Origin of the sequence: Micropruina sp. (assembly GCF_047606665.1) — a bacterium.
GTDB lineage: Bacteria > Actinomycetota > Actinomycetes > Propionibacteriales > Propionibacteriaceae > Micropruina.
On the sequence record NZ_JASGEF010000029.1, the window covers coordinates 23,870 to 44,641 of the forward strand.

10 protein-coding genes and 1 pseudogene are annotated in these 20,772 nt (G+C 65.9%); 10 read left to right on the top strand and 1 reads right to left on the bottom strand.

Features of this window, described 5'->3' with window-relative positions; all coding sequences use genetic code 11:
- Nucleotides 1-27 precede the first annotated feature (27 nt).
- From QM619_RS06450 to QM619_RS06495, 10 genes and pseudogenes are all read left to right on the top strand, one after another.
- Nucleotides 28-1,335 (top strand): DUF1015 domain-containing protein, encoded by a 1,308-nt coding sequence (locus QM619_RS06450; protein ID WP_415105632.1) that lies wholly within the window; start codon nucleotides 28-30, stop codon nucleotides 1,333-1,335.
- A 132-nt stretch (nucleotides 1,336-1,467) separates the two neighbouring features.
- Nucleotides 1,468-4,335 (top strand): PKD domain-containing protein, encoded by a 2,868-nt coding sequence (locus QM619_RS06455; protein WP_415105634.1) that lies wholly within the window; start codon nucleotides 1,468-1,470, stop codon nucleotides 4,333-4,335.
- Between the two features lie 300 nt (nucleotides 4,336-4,635).
- Nucleotides 4,636-5,178 (top strand): hypothetical protein, encoded by a 543-nt coding sequence (locus QM619_RS06460; RefSeq protein ID WP_415105636.1) that lies wholly within the window; start codon nucleotides 4,636-4,638, stop codon nucleotides 5,176-5,178.
- A gap of 426 nt (nucleotides 5,179-5,604) precedes the next feature.
- Nucleotides 5,605-7,083 (top strand): metallophosphoesterase, encoded by a 1,479-nt coding sequence (locus tag QM619_RS06465; protein ID WP_415105639.1) that lies wholly within the window; start codon nucleotides 5,605-5,607, stop codon nucleotides 7,081-7,083.
- A 181-nt stretch (nucleotides 7,084-7,264) separates the two neighbouring features.
- Nucleotides 7,265-8,062 carry a YveK family protein gene (locus tag QM619_RS06470; RefSeq protein ID WP_415105642.1) on the top strand — a complete coding sequence of 266 codons (798 nt, stop codon included), beginning with the start codon at nucleotides 7,265-7,267 and terminating at the stop codon, nucleotides 8,060-8,062.
- A gap of 59 nt (nucleotides 8,063-8,121) precedes the next feature.
- A complete protein-coding gene (locus QM619_RS06475; RefSeq protein ID WP_415105645.1) occupies nucleotides 8,122-10,047 on the top strand; it encodes an O-antigen ligase family protein in 1,926 nt (641 codons plus the stop codon).
- Nucleotides 10,048-10,120: 73 nt separating this feature from the next.
- A complete protein-coding gene (locus QM619_RS06480) occupies nucleotides 10,121-11,119 on the top strand; it encodes an SGNH hydrolase domain-containing protein (RefSeq protein WP_415105647.1) in 999 nt (332 codons plus the stop codon).
- Nucleotides 11,120-11,213: 94 nt separating this feature from the next.
- Nucleotides 11,214-12,701, top strand: a complete 1,488-nt coding sequence (locus tag QM619_RS06485) for a glycerophosphodiester phosphodiesterase (RefSeq protein WP_415105650.1) — start codon at nucleotides 11,214-11,216, stop codon at nucleotides 12,699-12,701.
- Between the two features lie 170 nt (nucleotides 12,702-12,871).
- Nucleotides 12,872-15,163, top strand: coding sequence for a right-handed parallel beta-helix repeat-containing protein (locus tag QM619_RS06490; protein WP_415105653.1), 2,292 nt, complete (start codon nucleotides 12,872-12,874; stop codon nucleotides 15,161-15,163).
- A gap of 762 nt (nucleotides 15,164-15,925) precedes the next feature.
- Nucleotides 15,926-16,184 (top strand): annotated as a pseudogene (locus tag QM619_RS06495) (transposase); the annotation flags it as partial.
- 95 nt (nucleotides 16,185-16,279) lie between these two features.
- Here QM619_RS06495 and QM619_RS06500 read toward each other — a convergent pair.
- Nucleotides 16,280-20,725, bottom strand: coding sequence for a PKD domain-containing protein (locus tag QM619_RS06500; protein WP_415105656.1), 4,446 nt, complete (start codon nucleotides 20,723-20,725; stop codon nucleotides 16,280-16,282).
- Nucleotides 20,726-20,772 lie beyond the last annotated feature (47 nt).

Below are 20,772 nucleotides of genomic sequence, written 5' to 3' on the forward strand. Positions count from 1 at the left end.
CCGTCCGGCTTCGCTAACGTGGCCGTCATGGACCTGCACGCCGCACTGGCACGGGTCGGGGTACGGGTGCCGGACATCCTGCTGCCCCGCCCCGGCGTCGATCTCAACGCCTGGGCGGTCGTCGCCTGCGACCAATTCACCAGCCAGCCCGAGTACTGGCAGCAGGTCGCCACGGTTGCCGACGGCAAGCCGTCGACGCTGAACCTGATCTTTCCCGAGGCATACCTGGAAGAACCGGACGCCGACGCCCGGATCGCGTCGATCAATGCCGCGATGCGGCAGTACGTCGCCGACGGCCTGTTCACGACGCACCCGGCCACCATGGTCCTGGTGCGTCGCGAGACCGGCCATGGCGTCGTCCGGTGGGGGCTGATGGTGGCGCTCGACCTGGAGCAGTATTCCTGGGAGCCGGACTCGAGGACATTGATCCGGGCCACCGAAGGCACGATCTTGGACCGGCTGCCACCGCGCGTCCTGGTCCGCGAGGGCGCCGTCCTCGAATTGCCCCACATCATGGTGCTGATCAGCGACGGTGCCCGCGCGGTGATCGAACCGCTGGCCGCCGCCACCTCTCGCCTCACCGAGCTGTACGACACCGACCTGATGCTGGACGGTGGCAGGGTCACCGGCTGGGCAGTGAGCTCGACCAACGATCTGACCGGGGTCGCCCTGGGGCTGGGCCAGCTGCTCGACTCTCTTGACCCGGCAAATCCGCTGCTGTTCGCGATGGGCGACGGCAACCACAGCTTCGCCACCGCGAAGAGCATCTGGGAGAACGTGAAGCCCTCCCTGTCGCCCGACGAACTGGAGAGTCATCCGGCGCGCTACTGCCTGGTGGAGCTGGAGAACATCCACGATGCCGGCCTGGAGTTCGAGCCGATCCATCGGGTGCTCTTTCACACCGACCGCGCGGTGTTCGAGCAGGTCCTGGCTGCTCAATGCCGGGGATTCACCCGATCTGCTGCCTCGTCCAGGGACGAGGTGCTTGCCGCGATCGAGTCCACGGACACCCAACGCTTCGGTTACCTGGACGAGGACGGCTTCGCCGTCTACTCGCTGGATGGCCCGAGTGCGAGCATCGCCGCCGGAACCCTGCAGCGGACGATCGACTCCCTTCTCGACAACCAGCTCGCCGAGGTCGACTACATTCACGGCGCCGACGTCACCGAGGATCTCGGACGCCGTCCGGGCAATCTCGGCCTGCTGCTGCCGCCGGTCTCCAAGGACTCGTTCTTCGCCTCGATCGTCGCCGACGGGGCACTGCCCCGAAAGACCTTCTCGCTCGGCGAGGCACAGGACAAGAGGTACTACCTGGAGGCCCGCCGACTGACCTGACCGCGCTAGGGAAGCGGTTCCCTACGCACAAATGCCCGTTGACATCGACATCTGCGCTGTCGACACTGTCCTCGGCGGGGCCCCCAGACCGTCGTTCGACGATGAACAGATCGGCTGAGAGGGTCTGGCGCAATGAGGGCCATTCGAATCGTTGCCGCAGCGGTGTCCGGCGCCCTGCTCTCGACCATGCTGTCGGCCGCCCCATCGATGGCGGCAGCACCGGACGTCGCACAGTTGGTCTCGCCGGCCGACGGGTCGACGGCGACCGCCGCGGGACTCACACTGTCGGTGCGGCCGAACGATCCCGACGGTGGCGACCTCCAAGTAAGATTCGAGGGGCGCAAGCGAGGCGCCACCGTCCCGGTTCTCGGCGACGCGGATCCATTCACGCTCGTTACGATTCCGGACGTACAGAATTACACCTACAACAATCGCCAGGGAACGATGGTCCAGCAGGCACAGTGGGTGCTTGACACCCGTAGCCAGTTGAACACGGCCATGGTGGTCGGGTTGGGCGATCTGGTCAGCGAGGAAGACAATCTGACCCAATGGGGCCATACCTCGACGGCCATGAAGGTGATGGACGACGCCGGAATGCCGAACACGGTCGTGGCCGGCAACCACGACTTCCACGAGGACACCGGCGCGTTCACCGAGTATGACCAGTTCTTTCCGCCGTCGCGTTATCTGAACGCGTCCTGGACGCCGGGCACCACCCGCTACGGCGGCTATCTCGGACAGAATCTCTTCGGTCCCGACCCGGTCGACCGGCGCAACATGAACAACTTTGCGCTGTTCTCCGCGGGTGGGCGCGATTGGTTGGTGCTCAATCTCGAATGGGAAGCCCCCAGCTACGCGACCGACTGGGCGGCCAAGGTGTTGGCCGCCTATCCGGATCGGATAGCGATCCTGGTCACTCATAGTTTCGTCGGCGTCAACGGGCTGCGCCGGACGACCCCGGAGCGGCCCGGCGGCACATCGGCCAATCAGCTGTGGACCGATTTCGTCTCGCAGCAATGCCAGATCAAGCTGGTCCTCAACGGGCATTTCCACAACGGCGACGCGGGCGAAGCCAATCGCTCGGACCTCAATCGATGCGGCGAGCCCGTCCAGCAGATTCTGTCCGACTATCAAAGCCGGGCGAACGGTGGCGACGGCTGGCTTCGCTACTACACCTTCGACCCCGTGGCCAACACGATGACGGCGCACACCTACTCGCCCAAGCTCGGCACATTCGAGACGGACGCCGACTCGCAGTTCACCCTGCCGTTCGCTCTCGCCACCACCCAGCCGGCACCGTTCGAGACGATCGGGACGGCAACGGTTCCGTCCGGGACTGTCGCAAGCCGGCCCTGGACGGGCCTCGACGAGGACAGTCGGTACGAATGGCGGGCCGTGACCAGCGACGGCGACGACAGCACCACCTCGCCGGTCTGGGAGGTGCGGACCGCGCCGTCGGCGTCCGTGGTGGACGACACGTTCACCCGCAACGTGACCAACGGCTGGGGCGCCACCACGGCCGGCCAGGCCTGGCAGTACACCAGCGGAGCGACCGCGTTCTCGGTCGATGGCGCCGTGGGCCGCATCGTCGCCCCGGCCGGGTCGACCCGCGGCGTACGCCTGCCGACGGTCTCGGTCGCGGACGCCGTCGTTCAGACCGATCTCGCGGTCAGTCCGGTGGCCACCGGCTCGGGAACCTACGTATCGGTACTGGGCCGCATCGCCGACGCGGGAAGCTATCGCGCGAAGATCCGCTATCTGGCCGGTGGCGGTGTGAACCTTTCGCTGATCCGCTACACCGGGTCGGAGGTCTCTCTGGCGTCGACCACGATCAGCGGACTGACCATCTCGTCCGGGCAGTATCTGAGGCTCAAATTCGAGCTCGACGGATCGTCGCCGACCACGCTGCGGGCCAAGCTGTGGCGACTCGACCAGAGCGAGCCCGCGGCATGGACCGTGAGCGCGACGGACTCGACCGCAGGGTTGCAGGAGGCCGGCAGTCTCGGCATCGACGTCTATCCGTCCGGTTCCGCAGCCGGCCCGGCGACGGCGACCTTCGATCGCTTCACGGTCACCCGTCCGGACGCCCAGCCGCCCGCGAACCAGCCGCCCACGGCCGTCATCGCCGCCCCGTCGATCGACGAACGCACCGTGGCCGTGAGCGGCACGGGCTCCCACGATCCGGACGGCACCATCGCCGCCTATGCCTGGCAGTTCGGCGACGGCGCGACGGCGACCGGCCCGTCGACAACGCACACCTACGCCTCCGACGGCACGTTCACCATCACGCTCACCGTCACCGATGACGACGGCAGCACCGCCTCCGCCACCCGATCGGTCACCGTCGCCGCCACGCCTCCGGAAACCCCGATCATCGCGTCCGATACCTTCGCCCGTTCGTTCGCCAACGGGTGGGGAGCCGCGGAGGTCGGCGGGACCTGGACGGGCACCGGCAGCCGTTACAGCGTGTCGAACGGAGCCGGGAACCACATTCTCAGCACGCCGGGGACATCCGCGGAGACCGGCTTGGCGGTCAACGGCACCAACGTCGACCTCCGCGCCAGCACGGCGTGGAGCAGGACGGCGAGCGCGGGCACCATCTACGGCACCGTGCTGGTCCGCCGGCAAGCCAACGGCAACGACTACCGGCTGAAAGTGGTGGTGAGTCCATCCGGCGCGTTCCAGCTGGTTCTGGCACGGAAGGTCGGCTCCACCGAGACCGTGCTCCGGTCGGCCACCCTGCCCGGCCTCGTCCTGGCAGCGGACGCGCGCTACCGGATCGCGTTCCAGGTCACCTCGAGCGCCGGGTCCACAGCCCTGTCGGCCAGGCTCTGGCCCGACGGGAGCGCCGAGCCCGGCACCTGGGCCGTGACTGCCACCGACGCCACCGCACAGCTTCAGGCCGGCGGCGGCATCGGGTTCAACTCCTATCTGTCGAGTAGCGCGACCGCGCCGGTCACGATGCGCATCGCTGACCTGATGGTCACTCCCCTCGCCTGATTGCAGACCGCCAGAGCGGACGCCTGCGGCATGCAGCCGTCTGCGCGATTTAGTACGCCGAGAATTGCTAGTCACGGATAGCAATCCTAGAATTTGCGACGACCACGACGGCCCCGCGTGCGTCACTTTCGAGCAATTTTGACAATGACCATGCCGAAGCTCACACTGGGTGACACAACTCCACCCCCACGCAGGAGCCCACCCCCATGACCTCGCTGCTTCGCATTTGTGCACCCCCTCGCCACTTTAGAACCGGCCGCGACTGCGGTTGCTACCCCGTCGCCGGCCCATCCACTCACAATGTTCGATTGCGCTGCTCTCACCGAGCCGGTCTATTCCAGCATCAACCCGCAAACCGGCGCCGGCCTGCCGACCCGGTCGGCCACCGAAGCCAAGAATGCCTCGAAGGACGGATACACCGACTTCCGAGGGACGGTTTTACACGCTTCCGCGTACCGGACGAAATCTCAGGTGGACGTGCATCGACTGTACCAAAGCAGCGATTTCTCCTACGAGGCCGCGACGGATCGGATCGCCACGCTGCGGGCCGGCTATGCAGACCAAGGAATCTCCGCCTACGCCGCCCGCGAGAACTCCTGGTGCAGTCAAGCCGTCTGGGCTCCCGAACGAGGATCCATCCATCGATCCTCGGTAGGAAAATCACCCCCGGCAAGCCTGTCGTCAACCGGTTGGAAGAACGGGCCGGTGGCATTCCAGGTCGCAGCGAGTCCGGTCAACCATGGCCCTCCCACCAATGTCCCCGAGCCGGTGATCTCGGATCGTTCCACCAATGACAAGAAGTTCACTTTCGCGGTCATTCCGGACACCCAGCCCGAGGTGTAGAAGAGCGGCGACCCACCGCTTCGCCGGACGATCGAAGCGGCTGGCCACCCGAACCTTCAACCAGTACTTCACCGCCCAGGACCTCGGCGCCCCGGCAGGGAGCTTCGAACCCGGCAAGGCGGACAACACGTTCCTGACCACCTACCACTCCAAGACCACCGATCCGGTCCGCCTGATCGAGGTCGACTCGGGCCGCAAGAGGGGCCGGAACTGGGTCGAGGCTCCCCACACCAAACAGCGTCCGACCAGCACCAATACTTACAATACGGTGAGACGCTCCTGAGACGAACCGATGACATCCGGCCCCCACTAGCCCTGACCGTTCCGACCGCCCACCAAACCTGAGGTTTGACTGAGATTTCACATCTTTACTTAGGTTATGTAGGCTGCTCCCCGTTCCCGCCCGCTCACACCTAAGGTTCCCCCATGAAGCACTGGAAGCGCACGCTCGTCGTCGTCGCCGCATCTCCACTCGCCCTCGCCGGACTCGGCGTCAACCCGGCCGTCGCGGTCTCCAGCACCTGTTCGGAGTTCACCGTTCCGATGACCCGGCTGGTCAACCCGACCACTGGGAGTTCACTGCTGAGCCAGTACAGCGTCGAACTCAACGACGCGAAGAAGTATGGCTTCACTACCAGCGACGGCGTCGCCCTGAAGGCCTCGCGGGCGGGTGGCACCGGCTTGGTCGCGGTCTGGCGCGCCTACAACTCGACCACTCGCGACTTCACCTGGGCCGCGGAGGGCAGCGACCTTAACCAGCTCAAGGCCAAGGGGTACAAGGCCCAGTTCCGCCAGTTCTACGCGGCCACGACCGGCAACGGCTGTCTGGCATCCGGCTACCGGATGTCCAACGGGACGAAGACCCGGATCGCCGTCGGAACCACGGACCGGGACAAGCTGGCAGCGAGCGGATGGAAGACCGCCAGCTCCGGCATCTTCTACGCGGTGGCCGGAACGACCACCTCAAGCGCGGCCAGCACCGCGACACAGTCGGTTGCCTCCGCCGCGCAGGTCTCCGGAAGCTCCTCCAGTGACGACTTCACCATCGCGGTGATCCCCGATACCCAGCAGGAGACCTGGACCGACTCGGACACCCGGTTCAAGAACCGGTCGACCTGGCTGGTCAACAACGCCTCGCGGCTCAACCTCAAGTTCACCACCCATGTCGGCGACGTTGTGGACTGGGGCAATGTGGCGCCGGCCCAGTACACCCGCGCGAAGAACGGCCTCTCACCGCTGAACGGCAAGATCCCCTACTCGCTCACTGTCGGCAACCACGACACCGCCGCGGTCTGCGCAGGAGGGTCGGCCTGCCCCGGCGCCAATGCATCGGTCACCGTGCGCGACACCACGGCCTTCAACAACGCCTTCACCGAGTCATACTTCACCAACATGAAGGGCCAGTTCGAAGCCGGCAAGGTCGACAACAGCTACAGCACGTTCTCCGCGGCCGGGCAGAAGTGGATGGTGCTGAACCTCGAGCTGTGGGCACGTCCGGCCGCGATCGCGTGGGCCAAGAAGGTGGTTGCCGCGAACCTCGACTACAACGTGATCGTCGCCACCCACTCCTACATGGACAGCAGCGGCACGATCGGCACGAGCAACGGGGGCTATGGCTCCACCTCACCCAAGTACCTCTTCGACAACCTGATCAAGGTCTACCCGAACATCAAGATGGTGCTCTCCGGACACGTCGGAACGGCGGCGACCCGGACCGACACCGGGGTCAACGGCAACAAGATCGTCAGCTTCCTGCAGTGCTACCACAGCCGGACCACCAACCCGGTCCGGTTGGTGACGATCAGCGTCGCGAAGGGCTCGGTCACCGACTCCGTCTACGCGCCCTACACCAACCAGACCCTGTCTGGCAGCACCACCAGGACCGGGCTCGATTTCACCCGCTGATCCCAGCCACCGGCCCACCCCGCGGCGTCGGTCCTGTCAGGTCATCACTGACAGGCCGGCGCCGCTCCGGACTCGAGACCCGCATCGCGAACAGCTGGCCGAGAGGACCAAATGGCCCCGATAGCCACGCACCGCGTACGATATGGACACGAATGCTGGCGTACCGCTTGGAGGGCTTTGAATGGCTGAAGCGTTGTCGATGCAAGAACTCGGCACAATTGCTCGTCGCCATTGGCTTATTTTAGCGGCGTTAGTCGCTGTCGGCGCGGTTGGCGGCTACCTTGGCGCGCGAGCCTTGCCGCCGACCTACACCGCTATGGCGACCAGCCTTGTGAAAGGGATCCCGGGCACGGACTCGACGGCCAACTACCAGGCGGCGCAGTATGCAATCAGCCGAGCCCGAACCTATCCGATCTTTGTCGACAGCCTGCCTGTCCTCGAGGCGGTTCGCAGCGACCTGGGTGACACCGCCACCATTGAAGACCTTCAAGTCGAGCTGGCCGCGAGCAACCCGATCGACACCCCACTGGTGCAGGTGACCGCAGAGGCGGGGAGCGCCGACGGAGCTCGCGACATGGCGAACTCCGCAGCCCGCCACCTGGCCCGCTACATCACCCAGATCGAAACGGTGAACGGCTCGTCGCCGGTAACCGTCGAGGTGGCGGTACAGGCGACCTCTCCCCGCTCGCCCACCACCCCGCGGCCTGCGCTGATCGCCGGTCTAGGCGCGTTCAGCGCCGGCTGTCTCGGGCTGGTCGGGTTGGTCATGTTCGACCGGATCGGCCGGCCGTTGGTTTCGGCCCGCCGGTTGCGCCATCCCAACGAGAAGCTCGGGGACGACCCGCTGGCCGTCGCCGCCCATGATGATGAACCGGAACCGGGCGCCAGCGCCAGCCGCACCGGCGCGCCGGCTCGGGTCCGAGCCCCACGCAAACGCGGCAGCGCGCTTGACCCGCCGTCGTCACGAACTCAGGTCTAGTCGTCATGCTGGTCCTCCCCCGTGCCCAAAGGTCATTCGCGAAGGGGCCGTACCTCGCGATGCTGATCACCGTCGTAGCCACCGAGCCATGGCGCTCGGGAACCTATTTCGAAGGCGCGTTCGACGGCGTCGTGATCACCAAGGCCCTACTCAGCGGGGTAGCGGCGGTCACAGCCTGGTTCCTGGTCCGCACCCGGCCCCGTCTCACGGTGCCCGCCTGGCCCGCGATCCTGGTGGCCCTCTACCTGAGCATCACCGTTTTCGGGGGATGGGCCGAGGACGCTTTGCTGTCTTCGACGGTGATCGCCGTGCGGGTGCTGATTCTGATTGCGATCGTCAATCTGCTGCTCAGCGGTTACGACGGCTACTCGGTGATGGCTGGGCTGGTCGGGGCGTTGGCCACCGTTGCCGCGGTGAGCGTGTTGACAGGTGGGTTGAGACCGTCGGACGGACGTCTGGCCGGAGGCATACCGCCGCTTCATCCCAATGAAATCGCCGCGATCAGCGCGGTCGCGATTCTATGGCTGTTATATCGGGCCACGAACGGACGCGAGAACGCCGTCGACCTGGTGGTGTTGACCTTGGCCGGCACGGCGCTTATCGCATCGGGTTCGCGAACTTCGCTGGTGATGATCCTCCCCGCGGCGGCCGTCCTGGTGCTGACCGCGCGTCGGTTCCATCTGCGGGTGTTCATCCCATTTGTCCTCAGCCTGCCTATCGTCGCCTTCGGGCTGCTCTACAGTGACGCCCTCACCGGAGCACTCACCCGTGATGGCAGTTCTGATGACATCGGTTCACTGAGCAACCGGACAATCGCCTGGCAGTCCGCGCTGATGCCCAAGTCGTCCGAATGGCAGACCTGGCTTGGTGGCGGCCTGACGCTGAAGCAGATCGAGGTACCCGGACAGTGGTGGTCCCACCAGATTCTGGACAGCAGCTGGGTCTCCGCACTCGTCCAGGGCGGCTATCTCGGCATCGTCACCTGCTTGGCGCTGATCGTCTACGGGGTGTACCGGGTTGCCCGACTGCCCGGTGAGCTGCGCGGCTTCCGTCTGGCGCTGATTCTCTTCCTCTCGCTCCGCGGGATCCTGGAGAGCGGACTGTTCGACGCCAGCACAGCCTTTCTCACCTGTTTCACAGCCCTGGCGTTACCCGATGTCTCACCGGCTCGTCGTTCGGCCCTGGCTTCGCCTGACCGTCATTCAACTCCTTCATTCATGTGGCAACCGTCGCATACAACGACTTCGAGGGAAAACGTGCGCAGCATCAAGAATCGTCTGCTCGTCGCGGGCAATCTGTTGGCTCTGGGCCTGGTCATCGCCGGCCTGGTGAACTTCTTCGCGCCACGCAGTTATCAGTCATCGGCCACTTTGTACGCGACCGCCGCAGGCCGATTGCTGCGTGCGGCCGACATCTATCAGGGAACCATGATGGTATCGGCACGCATGGCCACCTACGTCGAGTTGGCAACATCGCCGGTCGTGCTCAACGGAGTGATCGAAGACCTCGGGCTCGACGAGACAGCCGTCGACCTGGCAGAGCGAGTGTCCGCGACCAATCCGCCAGGCACCGCCGTGATCACCGTGACAGCGACGGATCCGGATCCTGGCCAGGCTCAGCTCATCGCCGCCGCCATGGCCACCAAATTCGACCAGCTGGTCCCCGGCCTCGAAGCCGGCACTGGCACGGCACCACAGGTCGACTTCAAAGCCATCGAGCCAGCCCAGGCTCCGATCGCGCCGACCAGCCCTGACCCACTGCGTAACATCGCCATCGGAGCCGCAGTCGGCGGAGCACTGGGCCTCGTGGCCTTGCTCTGGCCGCTGGCCCGCATCGCCGCCTCCCCCGACGGTCAGCTTCGGTTGATCCTGCTCGGCCCGATGGCCGATCGCCTGGATCCCGGCGCTGTCCGGATCGTCGGCGACCTCGAGTCCGTCGCCCGGACGCAGCAGACGCCGATGCTTACCACGGGAGCGGAGCAGTGAGCGCCTCCCGCCGGATGGCACGGTCGTCCGATCACACGGCCTTCTCCCCGACGGGCTGGACGACGCCATGGTGATGTCCGATCGAGTGCGGATCGGTACCAGCATCGTGCTGGCCACGGCAGCCGCCGCCGCCGTCGCGTTCGCGCTGGTTCCGCAACGGGTCCCCGGCCCCCCGGCCCAGCCGATCTGGCCCAGCACCACGGCCACGACGAGCGCGCCCGCACTCCCCGGCGAAGCACCCGCGGCCTGGACGAGGCAGATCGAGGCGGCGGTGGTAGCCACCGCCTGGCCCAAGCTGAACCCGTCCCTGGACGAGCTGGCCGGCTCACGGGCAGCCGAGTGGAACGCTTGCGCCAAGGTCAGTGCCGACAAGGAGGCCACCTGCCGCTTCGGCAAGGGCAAGGATCCAAAGAAGACGGTGGCAATCCTGGGCGACTCGGCCGCGATCAGCTGGATCCCGGCGGCCCGCGCCGGCTTCGAAAGCAAAGGCTGGACGGTGCAAGGGCTCACCTTCGACGACTGCCCGGCAGCGCGCATCGATGTCGTGTCGACAGGACGCGACATGGGCTTCACCGAAAGCTGCCGAGCTCACCAGCAGTTCGCGCTGGCCCGTGCGAAAGCACTGAAGCCGGCCATCGTGATCATCTCCACCACCAACGAGACGCTGACCCGGATCGTCGGCGCCCAGGGCGCGGAGGCGTCGGCAGCGTTCCAGCAGGCCGAGACGGCGGCGATCAAGTCACTGGCATCGAAGGACACCAAGGTGATCGTGGTCGCACCGCCGCCCAACCGTCAGAACATCAAGGCGTGTGCCACTCCGCTGAGCTCCCCGCCGGACTGCCTGTCCGACGTCACAACATCGTGGAACACGCTCAAGACGTTGGAACAGGACGCCGCCAAGCAGGGCGGGGCCGTCTACCTGGACACCCAGCCCTGGACCTGCACGGTGGACGGCCAGTGCCCCGCTTTCATCGGAACCACGCCGGTGACGACCGACGGGGTGCACCTGACAAACACGATGAGCAGGCGTCTGGGCACGCTGCTCTTCGAGGCGGCTACCGCAAGAATCTGAACGCCACAGCCCCGAGTTCACCACCCGCCTTGGCCGAATGCCCAACGCCAAGGCCACTAGGATGACCTTCTTGGTCCCGACGCCCAGGAGACACATGACCCCACTGTCCCGGCGTGATCTGCTCATCGGCGGCGGATCCGCCCTCGTCGGGGCCGGCATCGGTGGCACCCTTGTCACCGCATACGCGAATCGTCCGGCCCCTGCGCCGACGCCGACCGACGCCGGCGGGCTCACCGTCAACTCCTGGATCGATCGGCGCAAGCCGCCTTACACGATCGGCCATCGCGGCGCCAGCGGCGTGATGCCGGAGCACACCCTGCCGGGCTACCTGAAAGCGCTGGAATGGGGCGCCGAGTGCCTAGACATCTCGGTGGTACAAAGCTCTGACGGCGTGCTGTACTGCCTCCACGATCTCACGCTGGAACGAGTCACCACCCTGACGGGCGAAGTCCGCAGCCAGTCGTCGACCGAGTTGGACCTTGGCAGGGTGTCCATCGCCCGGCTCGGCCCGCGCTGGCAAGGTGCCAACATGCCGGCGATTCCCCGACTCGTCGACGTCCTCAACGAGGTCGGCGGCAAGGTCATCCTGTGCATCGAGGCCAAGGACGAGGCCGCCTACCAGCCCCTCATCGAGTTGCTCGAGCAACAGCAGATCAAGGAATCGGTGATCCTGAAGTTCGACCACGCCTCGCCGCGGATCGAGACCGCCCGTGACGCCGGCCATCCGGTGGTTGCCTACCTGGGCAGTGCCGAGGTGGCGACCGAATCGGCGATCAAATCCGTTGCCGCCCGGCTGGATCCGCGACGTGACGCGTTGATGCTTCCGGCACGCGACAATCTGACCCTGCTACCCCAGAACATCCTCCAGGCCGCCGTCCGCACCGGCATCCCGATCTGGGTGGCCCCGGTCCACCGCCGCCACGAGATCGAATACTTCTCTCTGCTCGGCGTGCAGGGCATGGTCATCTCGTGCAGCGGATACACCGGTCGCACGGTCCCCGTGGCGAAGACCGACGACTGGGCGTCGGGTCAACTCGCCCCCGGAGCACTGACCCGGAATCCGGAGAGCGACGCGTTCAGCCTGCAGTGGCCAGAGGTCGGGGTGATCGAGATTCCCACTCGAGGGCAGCAGGCATTCCTCACCCTGGGTCAGTTCGCTCCGATCACCGCGACGTCCTATCGGATCGCCTTCGACGCGTCGTTCGACCCGATACCGTCCGACACCTGGCAGCATGTCTCGATCGCGTTCGGGCACGCCGACGACCGTTACTACGAGCACCGACTGGGTGACTCGGACGGTTACCACGCCATGCTTCGCGCCGATGGAACGATGGGTCTGGCCGCACATGTGGAAGGTGACAAGAACGGCAGGCAGCTGGTCGGGCCGACGTCCAGTGTGCCGATGAAGCGCGGCGTATGGGCGCGGATGACGCTCGACGTCACCCCGGATGAGATCCGCTGGACGCGCGACGACGGGACGGTGCTGAGCGCCAAGGACTCCCGGTTCCGGGGCGGCTACTTCCACATCGGCAGCTCGGCCAGCGACGGGGCGCTCAGGCTGCGTGGCTTGGCGGTCGTCTAGACCCCTGAAGCAATGTTGAGGGTTGCATGAGATTGCTTAAGCTAACTCTTATGATCTAGGATGCTAGCGACCTACAACATGAGAGTTGACTGCGCCTCCTCAAGGTGCAGTCGGGCCTGGTCCGGGGGGACGGCCTCGATGCTCTTTGCACCCCTCATAGGAGACCCCAATTGCGAACGTCCCTCCGAGCCGTCCTTGCGACCGCCCTGTCCGTCCCACTCGTCCTCACCTTCCCGGCGTATCCGGCCCATGCCGACACCGTGACCGTGATGGACGATGCCCTCTACCAGCGGCTCAACCCGAGCACCGGCGCCAGCTTGGTCACCCCCTGGTCCGCCGAGGCGAAGACCGCCGCGAGCCAGTACGGCTACACCACTGACCTCGGCACCCCCTTCAAGGCCTCCAGCACCAGCGCGAGCGGTCTCACCGCGGTCCACCGGCTGTGGAACTCGTCGAAAGTGGACTTCACCGATGCGTTGGCCGGTTCGGCCGCCTTCAGCAAGGCCCGCGCCGCCGGCTATGTCGACCAGGGCATCCGTTACTACGCCCTGGCCTCCGCGGTCTCCGGGCGTACTCAGCCGATCAACTCGTATGTGAAGAACGGGAAGCACCGGCTCGGCACCGCGGACACCGGAAAGTCCCTGACATCGTCCGGCTGGTCGCTGGAGGGGATCGCCTTCTACGCGCCGGCCGCTACCGCTGCCACCGTCGCGGCGGCGGCCGCGGCCTCGACGCCGACTCCCACCACAACCTCAGCATCCACCACATCCACCATCTCTGCCACGACCAGCGGCTCCGCAGGCTCGGTCGCCGTCGGCTCAGCCAGCTACACGGCGCCGTCGAACGCCATCTACGTGGCGACCAGCGGCAAGGACAGCAACTCGGGTAGCTCAAGCTCACCCGTCCGCACCATCGCCCGCGGCGTTGCCCTTGCCCCCTCCGGCGGCACCGTCGTGGTCCGTGGCGGCGTTTACCGCGAGACCGTGACGATCAGCAAGCAGGTCACCCTGCAGAACTACCCGAAGGAGGCCGTGTGGCTCGACGGATCCACGCCGGTCACCGGATGGGTCGCGGACGGCTCCACCTGGCGCAAGGACGGTTGGACCACCCGATTCGATCACTCGCCGACCTACACCCAGGGCGCGCCCGACGGCACCAGCGCATACTGGCAGTTCGTCAACAAGAACACCTACCCGATGGCCGCCCATCCCGACCAGGTGTTCGTCAACGGCAGCCCGCTACAGCAGGTCAAGTCGAAGAGCCTGGTCAAAGACGGCACCTTCTACCTCGACGAGTCGACGTCGAAGCTCTACATCGGCACCAATCCCAACGGCAAGACCGTTGACGCCAGCACCATCATCAAGGCGCTCAACGTCCGCGCCGCCAACACCGTCGTGCGCGGAATCGGAATCCGCCGCTACTCGCCGTCAGTGTTCCACATCGCGGCGGTGACCCTCGAGCAGCCCGGCATCCGACTGGAAAACGTCGTCGTCGCCGATTCGGCGACCACCGGTCTGAGTGTCCAGCGCGAGAATGTCCAGCTCAACCAGGTGACGATCACGGGTTCCGGCATGCTCGGCATCCATGGCCGGAACGCCGACAACCTGAAGCTCACACGGGTGCTCGCCACCAAGAACAACGACGAGCACTTCAACCACGCGCCGGTCTCCGGCGGCATCAAGCTCGGGGTAAGCCGTGGCATCACTGTCACGGAATCCAAGTTCTCCGGCAACTACGGCCACGGGTTCTGGGAGGACATGTCGGTGTACAACTCGGTCTTCCGGCAGTCCGACTTCAGCAACAACGACGGCACCGGCCTCTTCCTGGAGATCTCCGCGAAGGCGATCGTGGGTGACAACACCTTCACCGGCAACAGCGAGTTCGGGATCAAGGTGAACAACACCAGTGACGTCAAGATCTGGAACAACATCTTCGTCGGCAACGGCCGCCCGCTGAACGTCGTCCAGGACTCCCGACGCAACACCAATCGCAACGACGCCGCCGTCGACAAGCGGATCGCCTGGCCCGACCCGGCGATGCCCTGGACCCTCGGCCCGGTGACCGTCAGCAACAACGTGATCGCCAACCCGACCAGTGCCGCAAACTGTCTGGTCTGCGTCGAGGACTACAGCGCGAGCAAGACGGCGGAGCAGATGGGCATCACCTACAACGGCAACGTCTACGGCCGACTCTCCTCATCGAAGCCCACCTGGCTCGCGATCTGGAGCCGTGGCAAGGTGAATCCCAACCCGTACGTGTTCACCAACCTGGCTGCTTTCAAGTCCACGACCGGTCAGGAGTCGCGCGGACGCGAGTACGTCGGCACCAGCATCGTCGACGGGAACAACAAGCTGACCTCCACCGTAAAGTCGGTCACCAGCAGCGTGGCCGTCGGGCTGCCGTCCGATGTCGCGTCCGCGATCGGCCGGCCGGCCGGAAGTCAGGTACTCGGCAACTGGTGATCGCGACACCGTGATTCCGGGCCTGCGGTTGGCGGCCGGATCACGGTCAGTCGCGATCGACCGATCAACCAACGTCAACGGGGCCCCGTGGAGTGTCATCTCCACGGGGCCCCATTGACGTCCGTTCGACTCGTTGATGACGTCAGATCGGCTCAACGACGAAACGCCGCGAACCCAGCGACGATCGGGCTGTTCGTCGACGAAGCCGACGTGTAGATGTATAGCCCCACCGACCCGGCAGCCTGCAGACTGCTCGTCACCGAATCGTCGGCGAGTCCAGGTAGGTGGGAAAGTGTGCGCACCACGCCCAGCCGCATTCCCCACCATCGCGAGGTCGGCGCCGTCAGGGCGCCGTCAACGTGCCCAGGTCACGGACTCGAGACCCGCACCGGCTGGACCATCAAGCACACCCTCGTCCGCGAGCTACACCCCCGACGAGATCCGACAAGCCATCTCCAAGATCCAGCCCGAAGGTGCGCACCACCACGCCCACGTCTGCCAGACCAGCGGCGGCTCCGTCCGACTCACCCAAGAACTCACCGGTCAGGGGGTGAGCCCGTTGACCTGACACGTCCTGGCCGGTGGCGGCCGCAGCCCCCCTTGGGCAGATCCCAAGGCCGCCACCGGGCAGGTTTCATGTCCGCCACTGGGCAGTTCTCACTGGCCCTTGACACCCCGGATGTCCCCAGCCTTGGGGGAGGGAGGAGTAGGGAGATGGACGTTGTTCATCCACGCTGTTGCGGCATGGATATCTCCAAACGCGCCGAACGGATCATCGCCGAGATCGGCATCGACATGACCGTGTTCGCCACACCCGCTCATTTGACTTCCTGGGCCGGTGTTGCCCCCGGCGCGAACGAATCTGCCGGGATCGTCAAGTCCAGCCGATGCCGACCCGGGAACACCTACCTCAAAGGTGCCCTCGGCGCTGCCGCTGTCGGCGTCCCGGGCCAAGGACACCTTCCTCGCAGCCCGGGTCGCGTCGCGTTGCGGGCACCAGCGATCCCTGGTTGCGGTCGAATCAGGTCAGTCACGATCGACCGATCAACCAACGTCAATGGGGCCCCGTGGAGTTTCATCTCCACAGGGCCGCATTGACGTCCGTTCGACTCACCGTCAGATCGGCTCAACGACGAACTCCGCGAACCCAGCGACGATCGGACTGTTCGTCGACGAAGCCGACATGTAGCTGTATAGCCCCACCGACCCGGCAGCCTGCAGACCGCTCGTCGAATCGTCGGCGGTCACCGTCCAGGCCGTTGGCTCCGTGGTGTTGGCCCGCCACACCTTGGCCCGCAGCGTGGTGCTGTTCGCGCCGGTGGCCTGCAACTTGACTTGCAGCACCTGATTCGCGGGGAGCGCTCCCCCGGAAAGGGTGACGGTATTGCCCAGCACTGTCGCCGTCCCATTCACCGTCCGCTGGAGTTGCACGGTCACCGCGGTTGCCGTCACCCGGACCACCGCCCGGTAGTCGGTCGAGCCGTTGCGCCGGACGATGAAGGACGTGTACGTGCCACCGCCGGTGCCGGGCTTGTCGTAGCTCACGTTGGTGCGCAACTCGACGTCGCGAGCCGACACGCTATTCAGGTAGCTGCCGGGACCCACGCCGGCCGACATCGTGATCCTGGCCGTCCCGGACGAGACCGCGAAGCTGGAGGCCGATCCGGATCGGGTCCAGGCGCCACCGACGTCGGCATTGCCCCAGCCATTGCTGACCGTCCGGTTGAAGGCGTCCGCCGCGATCTGGGTCGCGCCGGCAGTGACCGTGACCGTCTTGGTCAGCACACCGGTTGCGCCGTCGTTGTCCGTCACCGTCAACTCCACCGCGTACGACCCGGCCGCCGCGTAGGTGTGGGTCGGGCTCACCCCAGTGCCAGTGGTGTTGTCGCCGAACTTCCAGGCGTAACCGGTGATGGTGCCGTCGGCATCGCTGGAAGTCGCGGCATTGAAGGTCGCCGCCAGGTTGTTTGCCGTATTGGTGAACGCGGCCGTCGGCTTGGCGTTCGCCACCGTCGTGACGGTGTGCGACACGGAGTTGGTCGCGCCTCCGTTGTCGGTGACCGTCAGAGTCACCGTGAACGTGCCGGCGCTGCCGTAGGTCTTGACCGGCGGGTTCTTCACCGTGCTGGTCGTGCCGTCACCGAAGTTCCACAGATAGCTCGCGATCGTCCCGTCCGGGTCGGTGGACGCCTCCGTGAACGTGACGTTCAACCTGTTCACCGAGGTGGTGAACGCAGCGGTCGGGCTCTGATTTGCGGCAGATACCGTCACCGACTCGGTCTTGTTGTTCGCCAGTTGACCATCGGAGACAGTGAGCTTCACCTGATAGGTACCGGCGGCCTGGTAGGTGTGGGTGGTCACCGCGGACGTGCTCGTGGCGCCGTCGCCGAAGTCCCACAAGTAGGTCAGGGAGTCGCCGTCCGGATCGGTCGAGCCGGAACCGTTCACCGAGATGGCCAGGTTCGTCTTGGTCACTGTGAACGCCGCGGTGGGCGCCTGATTGGTCACGACCCCGCCGCTGGCCTGGTAGTGCGCGAGGACCCGCGCCGGCGACAGTGCGTAGCTGTACACCGCGGCTTCATCGATGGTACCGGCGAAGTACTTGTTGCCGGCCCAGGTGGTATCGCCGCCGATCCGCCAAAAGCCGTTGTACACCTGGGCCGAGACCACCTGCGGGTTGCTGCCCTGCAGTTGCCCGTCGACGTAGAGCCGCATGCCTTGAGCGGACTGAGTGGCGACCACGTGGTGCCATCCACCGTCGTTGTACGACGTCGTGGTCTCGACGATGTTGCGCTGCGTCGTGTACACGCCGAAGGCAAGATGGCCATTGCCCAACATGTAAACGTGCCGGTCATGGTTGGTCGAGTCACCGCTCTGCCCGTTGCCGAACCCGATGATCTTGCCGCCGGCAGTGCTGGTCGTCTTGAACCAACTCTCGACCGAGAACGTGGTGGGGTTGGTAAACCCCCCGTTGGTACTCACCATGTCGTCCACACCGTCGAACTGGGCGGCGGTGTTCCCCGCCAGAACGCCCGAGGCAGCGAGCGTGACGCCTTGGCGGTAGGTGCCGTCGTTGGCCGACGGGCCCGTGTCGACGGCGGTGCTGCCGGTCGACTCGCCGAGCCGCCAGAACAGGTCGGGATCGTCGGCGAAGACGGCGGCGCCGTAGGCGTCGGCCGGGGCCGGCCGAACAACGGGCGTCCTCCCGCTGGCCTGGTACTGAGCCAGGATGGTGGCCTGACTGAGTGCTGTCGGGTAGACCGCGACCTCATCGATCGATCCGACGAAATTATTGCTCGTCGGACGCGACATCCAGCCGTCCATAAGGTCACCCTGAACCCTCCAGTAGCCCAGGTAGGCCTCTCCTTGAGTCGTGTCGGGGCGATACGCCACACGGACGCCGTCCACGTACAGCTGCATCCCCTGCGCGCTCATGCTCGCGGTCACCATGTGCCACTGATCGTCGTTGTAGGACTTGCCGCTCGCGATGGCTCGGTTAGTGCCGTCCTGAGCACGAACGCCGAAGACCAGCCTGCCGGCGTTCGTCATGTAGATCTGCCGGTCGCGATGACCGGAGTTTCCGGTCTGAAGGTCGCCGAAGCCGAAGATGCGGCCGCCCGTGGTGGAGGTCGTCTTGATCCAGGCTTGTGTGGTGAATGTGTCGGGCGCGTATTCGGTGCCGTGGGCGTAGATCCGTCCCAAAAGCTGGGCCGGTTGTGCGGTGCCGAAGGTCATCCCGGCATCGCCGGCGATCGCGCCGGGCTGGCCGGCGTTCACATCGCTGCCGGCGACGCCGTCGTTGAGGCCCGCCCGATCACGGATCGTCATCGGGGCAGTACCGGTGTCGTTCAGCGGCCAGTAGAGCTTGGCGCCTGCGTTCAACACCGTCTGGGCGTAGCTGTTCGGGGCTGCCACGCTGCCCGGTTGGGTGTACGACACCGTGGTCGAGTTCACCATGTTGCCACCTGGGTCGCTCACGGTGAGCCGATAGCTGTACGTACCGCCTGGGACCACACCCGTGTCGAGGAAGCCGAGCGCCGGCAATGTCCACCAGTTCGAGTCGACGGCCTGCGTGTTGATCAATGTGTTGTTGCGGTAAAGCCGATATGTCAGCGATAGATCGTCGCGATCATAGGCGGCCGGCCAGGTCACCCGCGCCGACGTGCCACTCCGGGCCGCAATCTGCGGGACGAACGAACCATCGGCGAACATCGGACCCTGGGTACCAGGCGCTACCGGACGCTTCCCGAAACGGACCAAGCCCTGCTGCGCGGTGCTGTTGACCTGCGGGAACTCACCACCGTAGACGACATAGTCGTCGTTGCCGGTCACTGTCCAGCCGGCCTGATATTGGCCGGTGTAGCTGCCGATCGACAAATTCGGCAACCAGTTGATCATCGCCGGGCCCGGCTTCTTGCCGGCCCAGCTGTAGTAGCCGTGGGCGTCGTACAGGATGTCGCCGGTGACCGTGTCACTCCACGCCTGGGCGTGCTGGAAACGCGTCGTGGTGTACTGCGGAAAGCCGTCACCCATGTTGCCGCAGTAGTGGGAGTGGCCGGCCACATACACCGTCCCCTGCGAGACGAACGAACCGTAGGCATCGCCGTGGCAGTCGGTCACCCAGTCGACCACACCGGTCGGAGAGGAGAGCGGGATCTTGAATGCGCCTTCCGAGTTGCCGCCCGGACCGAAGAGCCATGTGGTGCCGTAGATCGCGTTGTTTTGCACCCTGATGCTGCCCACGGCCGCGTCATCGCCGCGGTTGCGGACCTCCGGCACCCACGCCGTGTCGAGTGCCCCGCTGGTGGCGCCGATCTTGGCCATGCCGTAGACGTTCTGCCCATTGATCGTGGTGAACTGACCGGCGGCGAAGACGTTGGCCCCGTCCGGGCTGACTGCCAGACCCCACACGGAGCGCTCGGCGGCAGGAGCCCACGGCAGCAGCGCGCCGTCGGAGGCACGAAAGGCGGCGAGGCTGTTGCGGGTTGTGTCCCCGGCGCTCAGGTAGCTCCCACCCACATAGACGGTGTCGTTGGTGGCGGCCACCGCTCGCGCACGCGAGTTGACACCCACCGGGTTAAAGGCGGTGATCAGTTCGCCCGTCGCGGTGCTGTAGGCGGCCACCCGACGTCGGGCCTGGCCATTGGCCGTGGTGAAGTCGCCCACCACGTAGACGCGCGACTTGTCCGGTGAGACGGCCACACCCAAGACCTGCCCGTTCAGATCGGGCGCGAAGCTGGTGTCCAGATTGCCGGTGGTGATGTCGAAGGCGAGCAGATTGTTGCGGACCGTCTCGTTGGTCCCGGCAGCCGCACCGGCCGGCCGAGCCCTGGTGAACGCACCGCCCGCATACACCTTGTTGCCGGCGACATCGGTCGACCAGACCACGCCGTTGATCTGCACCGTCGGCAACCGGTCCGCGGTGATCGAAGTAAGCGGCTGCGGCTGGATCGGCGCCGGGGCGGCCACCGCCGGCGTCACCCCCACTCCGATGCCGACCAGTGCCAGCACAGTCGCCGCGACTGTCGAAATGGCCCGCACGAGCGGCGTGGACTTGGGCATGGCGCGTTCCCCCTGAACCTGATGACCCCTTCGTCGCTCAGCGGGCA

Excerpts from the sequence above, each read along its gene's own strand:
- QM619_RS06450 (WP_415105632.1), top strand. The coding sequence starts at position 28 with ATGGACCTGCACGCCGCACTGGCACGGGTCGGGGTACGGGTGCCGGAC.
- QM619_RS06455 (WP_415105634.1), top strand. The coding sequence starts at position 1,468 with ATGAGGGCCATTCGAATCGTTGCCGCAGCGGTGTCCGGCGCCCTGCTC.
- QM619_RS06460 (WP_415105636.1), top strand. The coding sequence starts at position 4,636 with ATGTTCGATTGCGCTGCTCTCACCGAGCCGGTCTATTCCAGCATCAAC.
- QM619_RS06465 (WP_415105639.1), top strand. The coding sequence starts at position 5,605 with ATGAAGCACTGGAAGCGCACGCTCGTCGTCGTCGCCGCATCTCCACTC.
- QM619_RS06470 (WP_415105642.1), top strand. The coding sequence starts at position 7,265 with ATGGCTGAAGCGTTGTCGATGCAAGAACTCGGCACAATTGCTCGTCGC.
- QM619_RS06475 (WP_415105645.1), top strand. The coding sequence starts at position 8,122 with ATGCTGATCACCGTCGTAGCCACCGAGCCATGGCGCTCGGGAACCTAT.
- QM619_RS06480 (WP_415105647.1), top strand. The coding sequence starts at position 10,121 with ATGTCCGATCGAGTGCGGATCGGTACCAGCATCGTGCTGGCCACGGCA.
- QM619_RS06485 (WP_415105650.1), top strand. The coding sequence starts at position 11,214 with ATGACCCCACTGTCCCGGCGTGATCTGCTCATCGGCGGCGGATCCGCC.
- QM619_RS06500 (WP_415105656.1), bottom strand. The coding sequence starts at position 20,725 with ATGCCCAAGTCCACGCCGCTCGTGCGGGCCATTTCGACAGTCGCGGCG.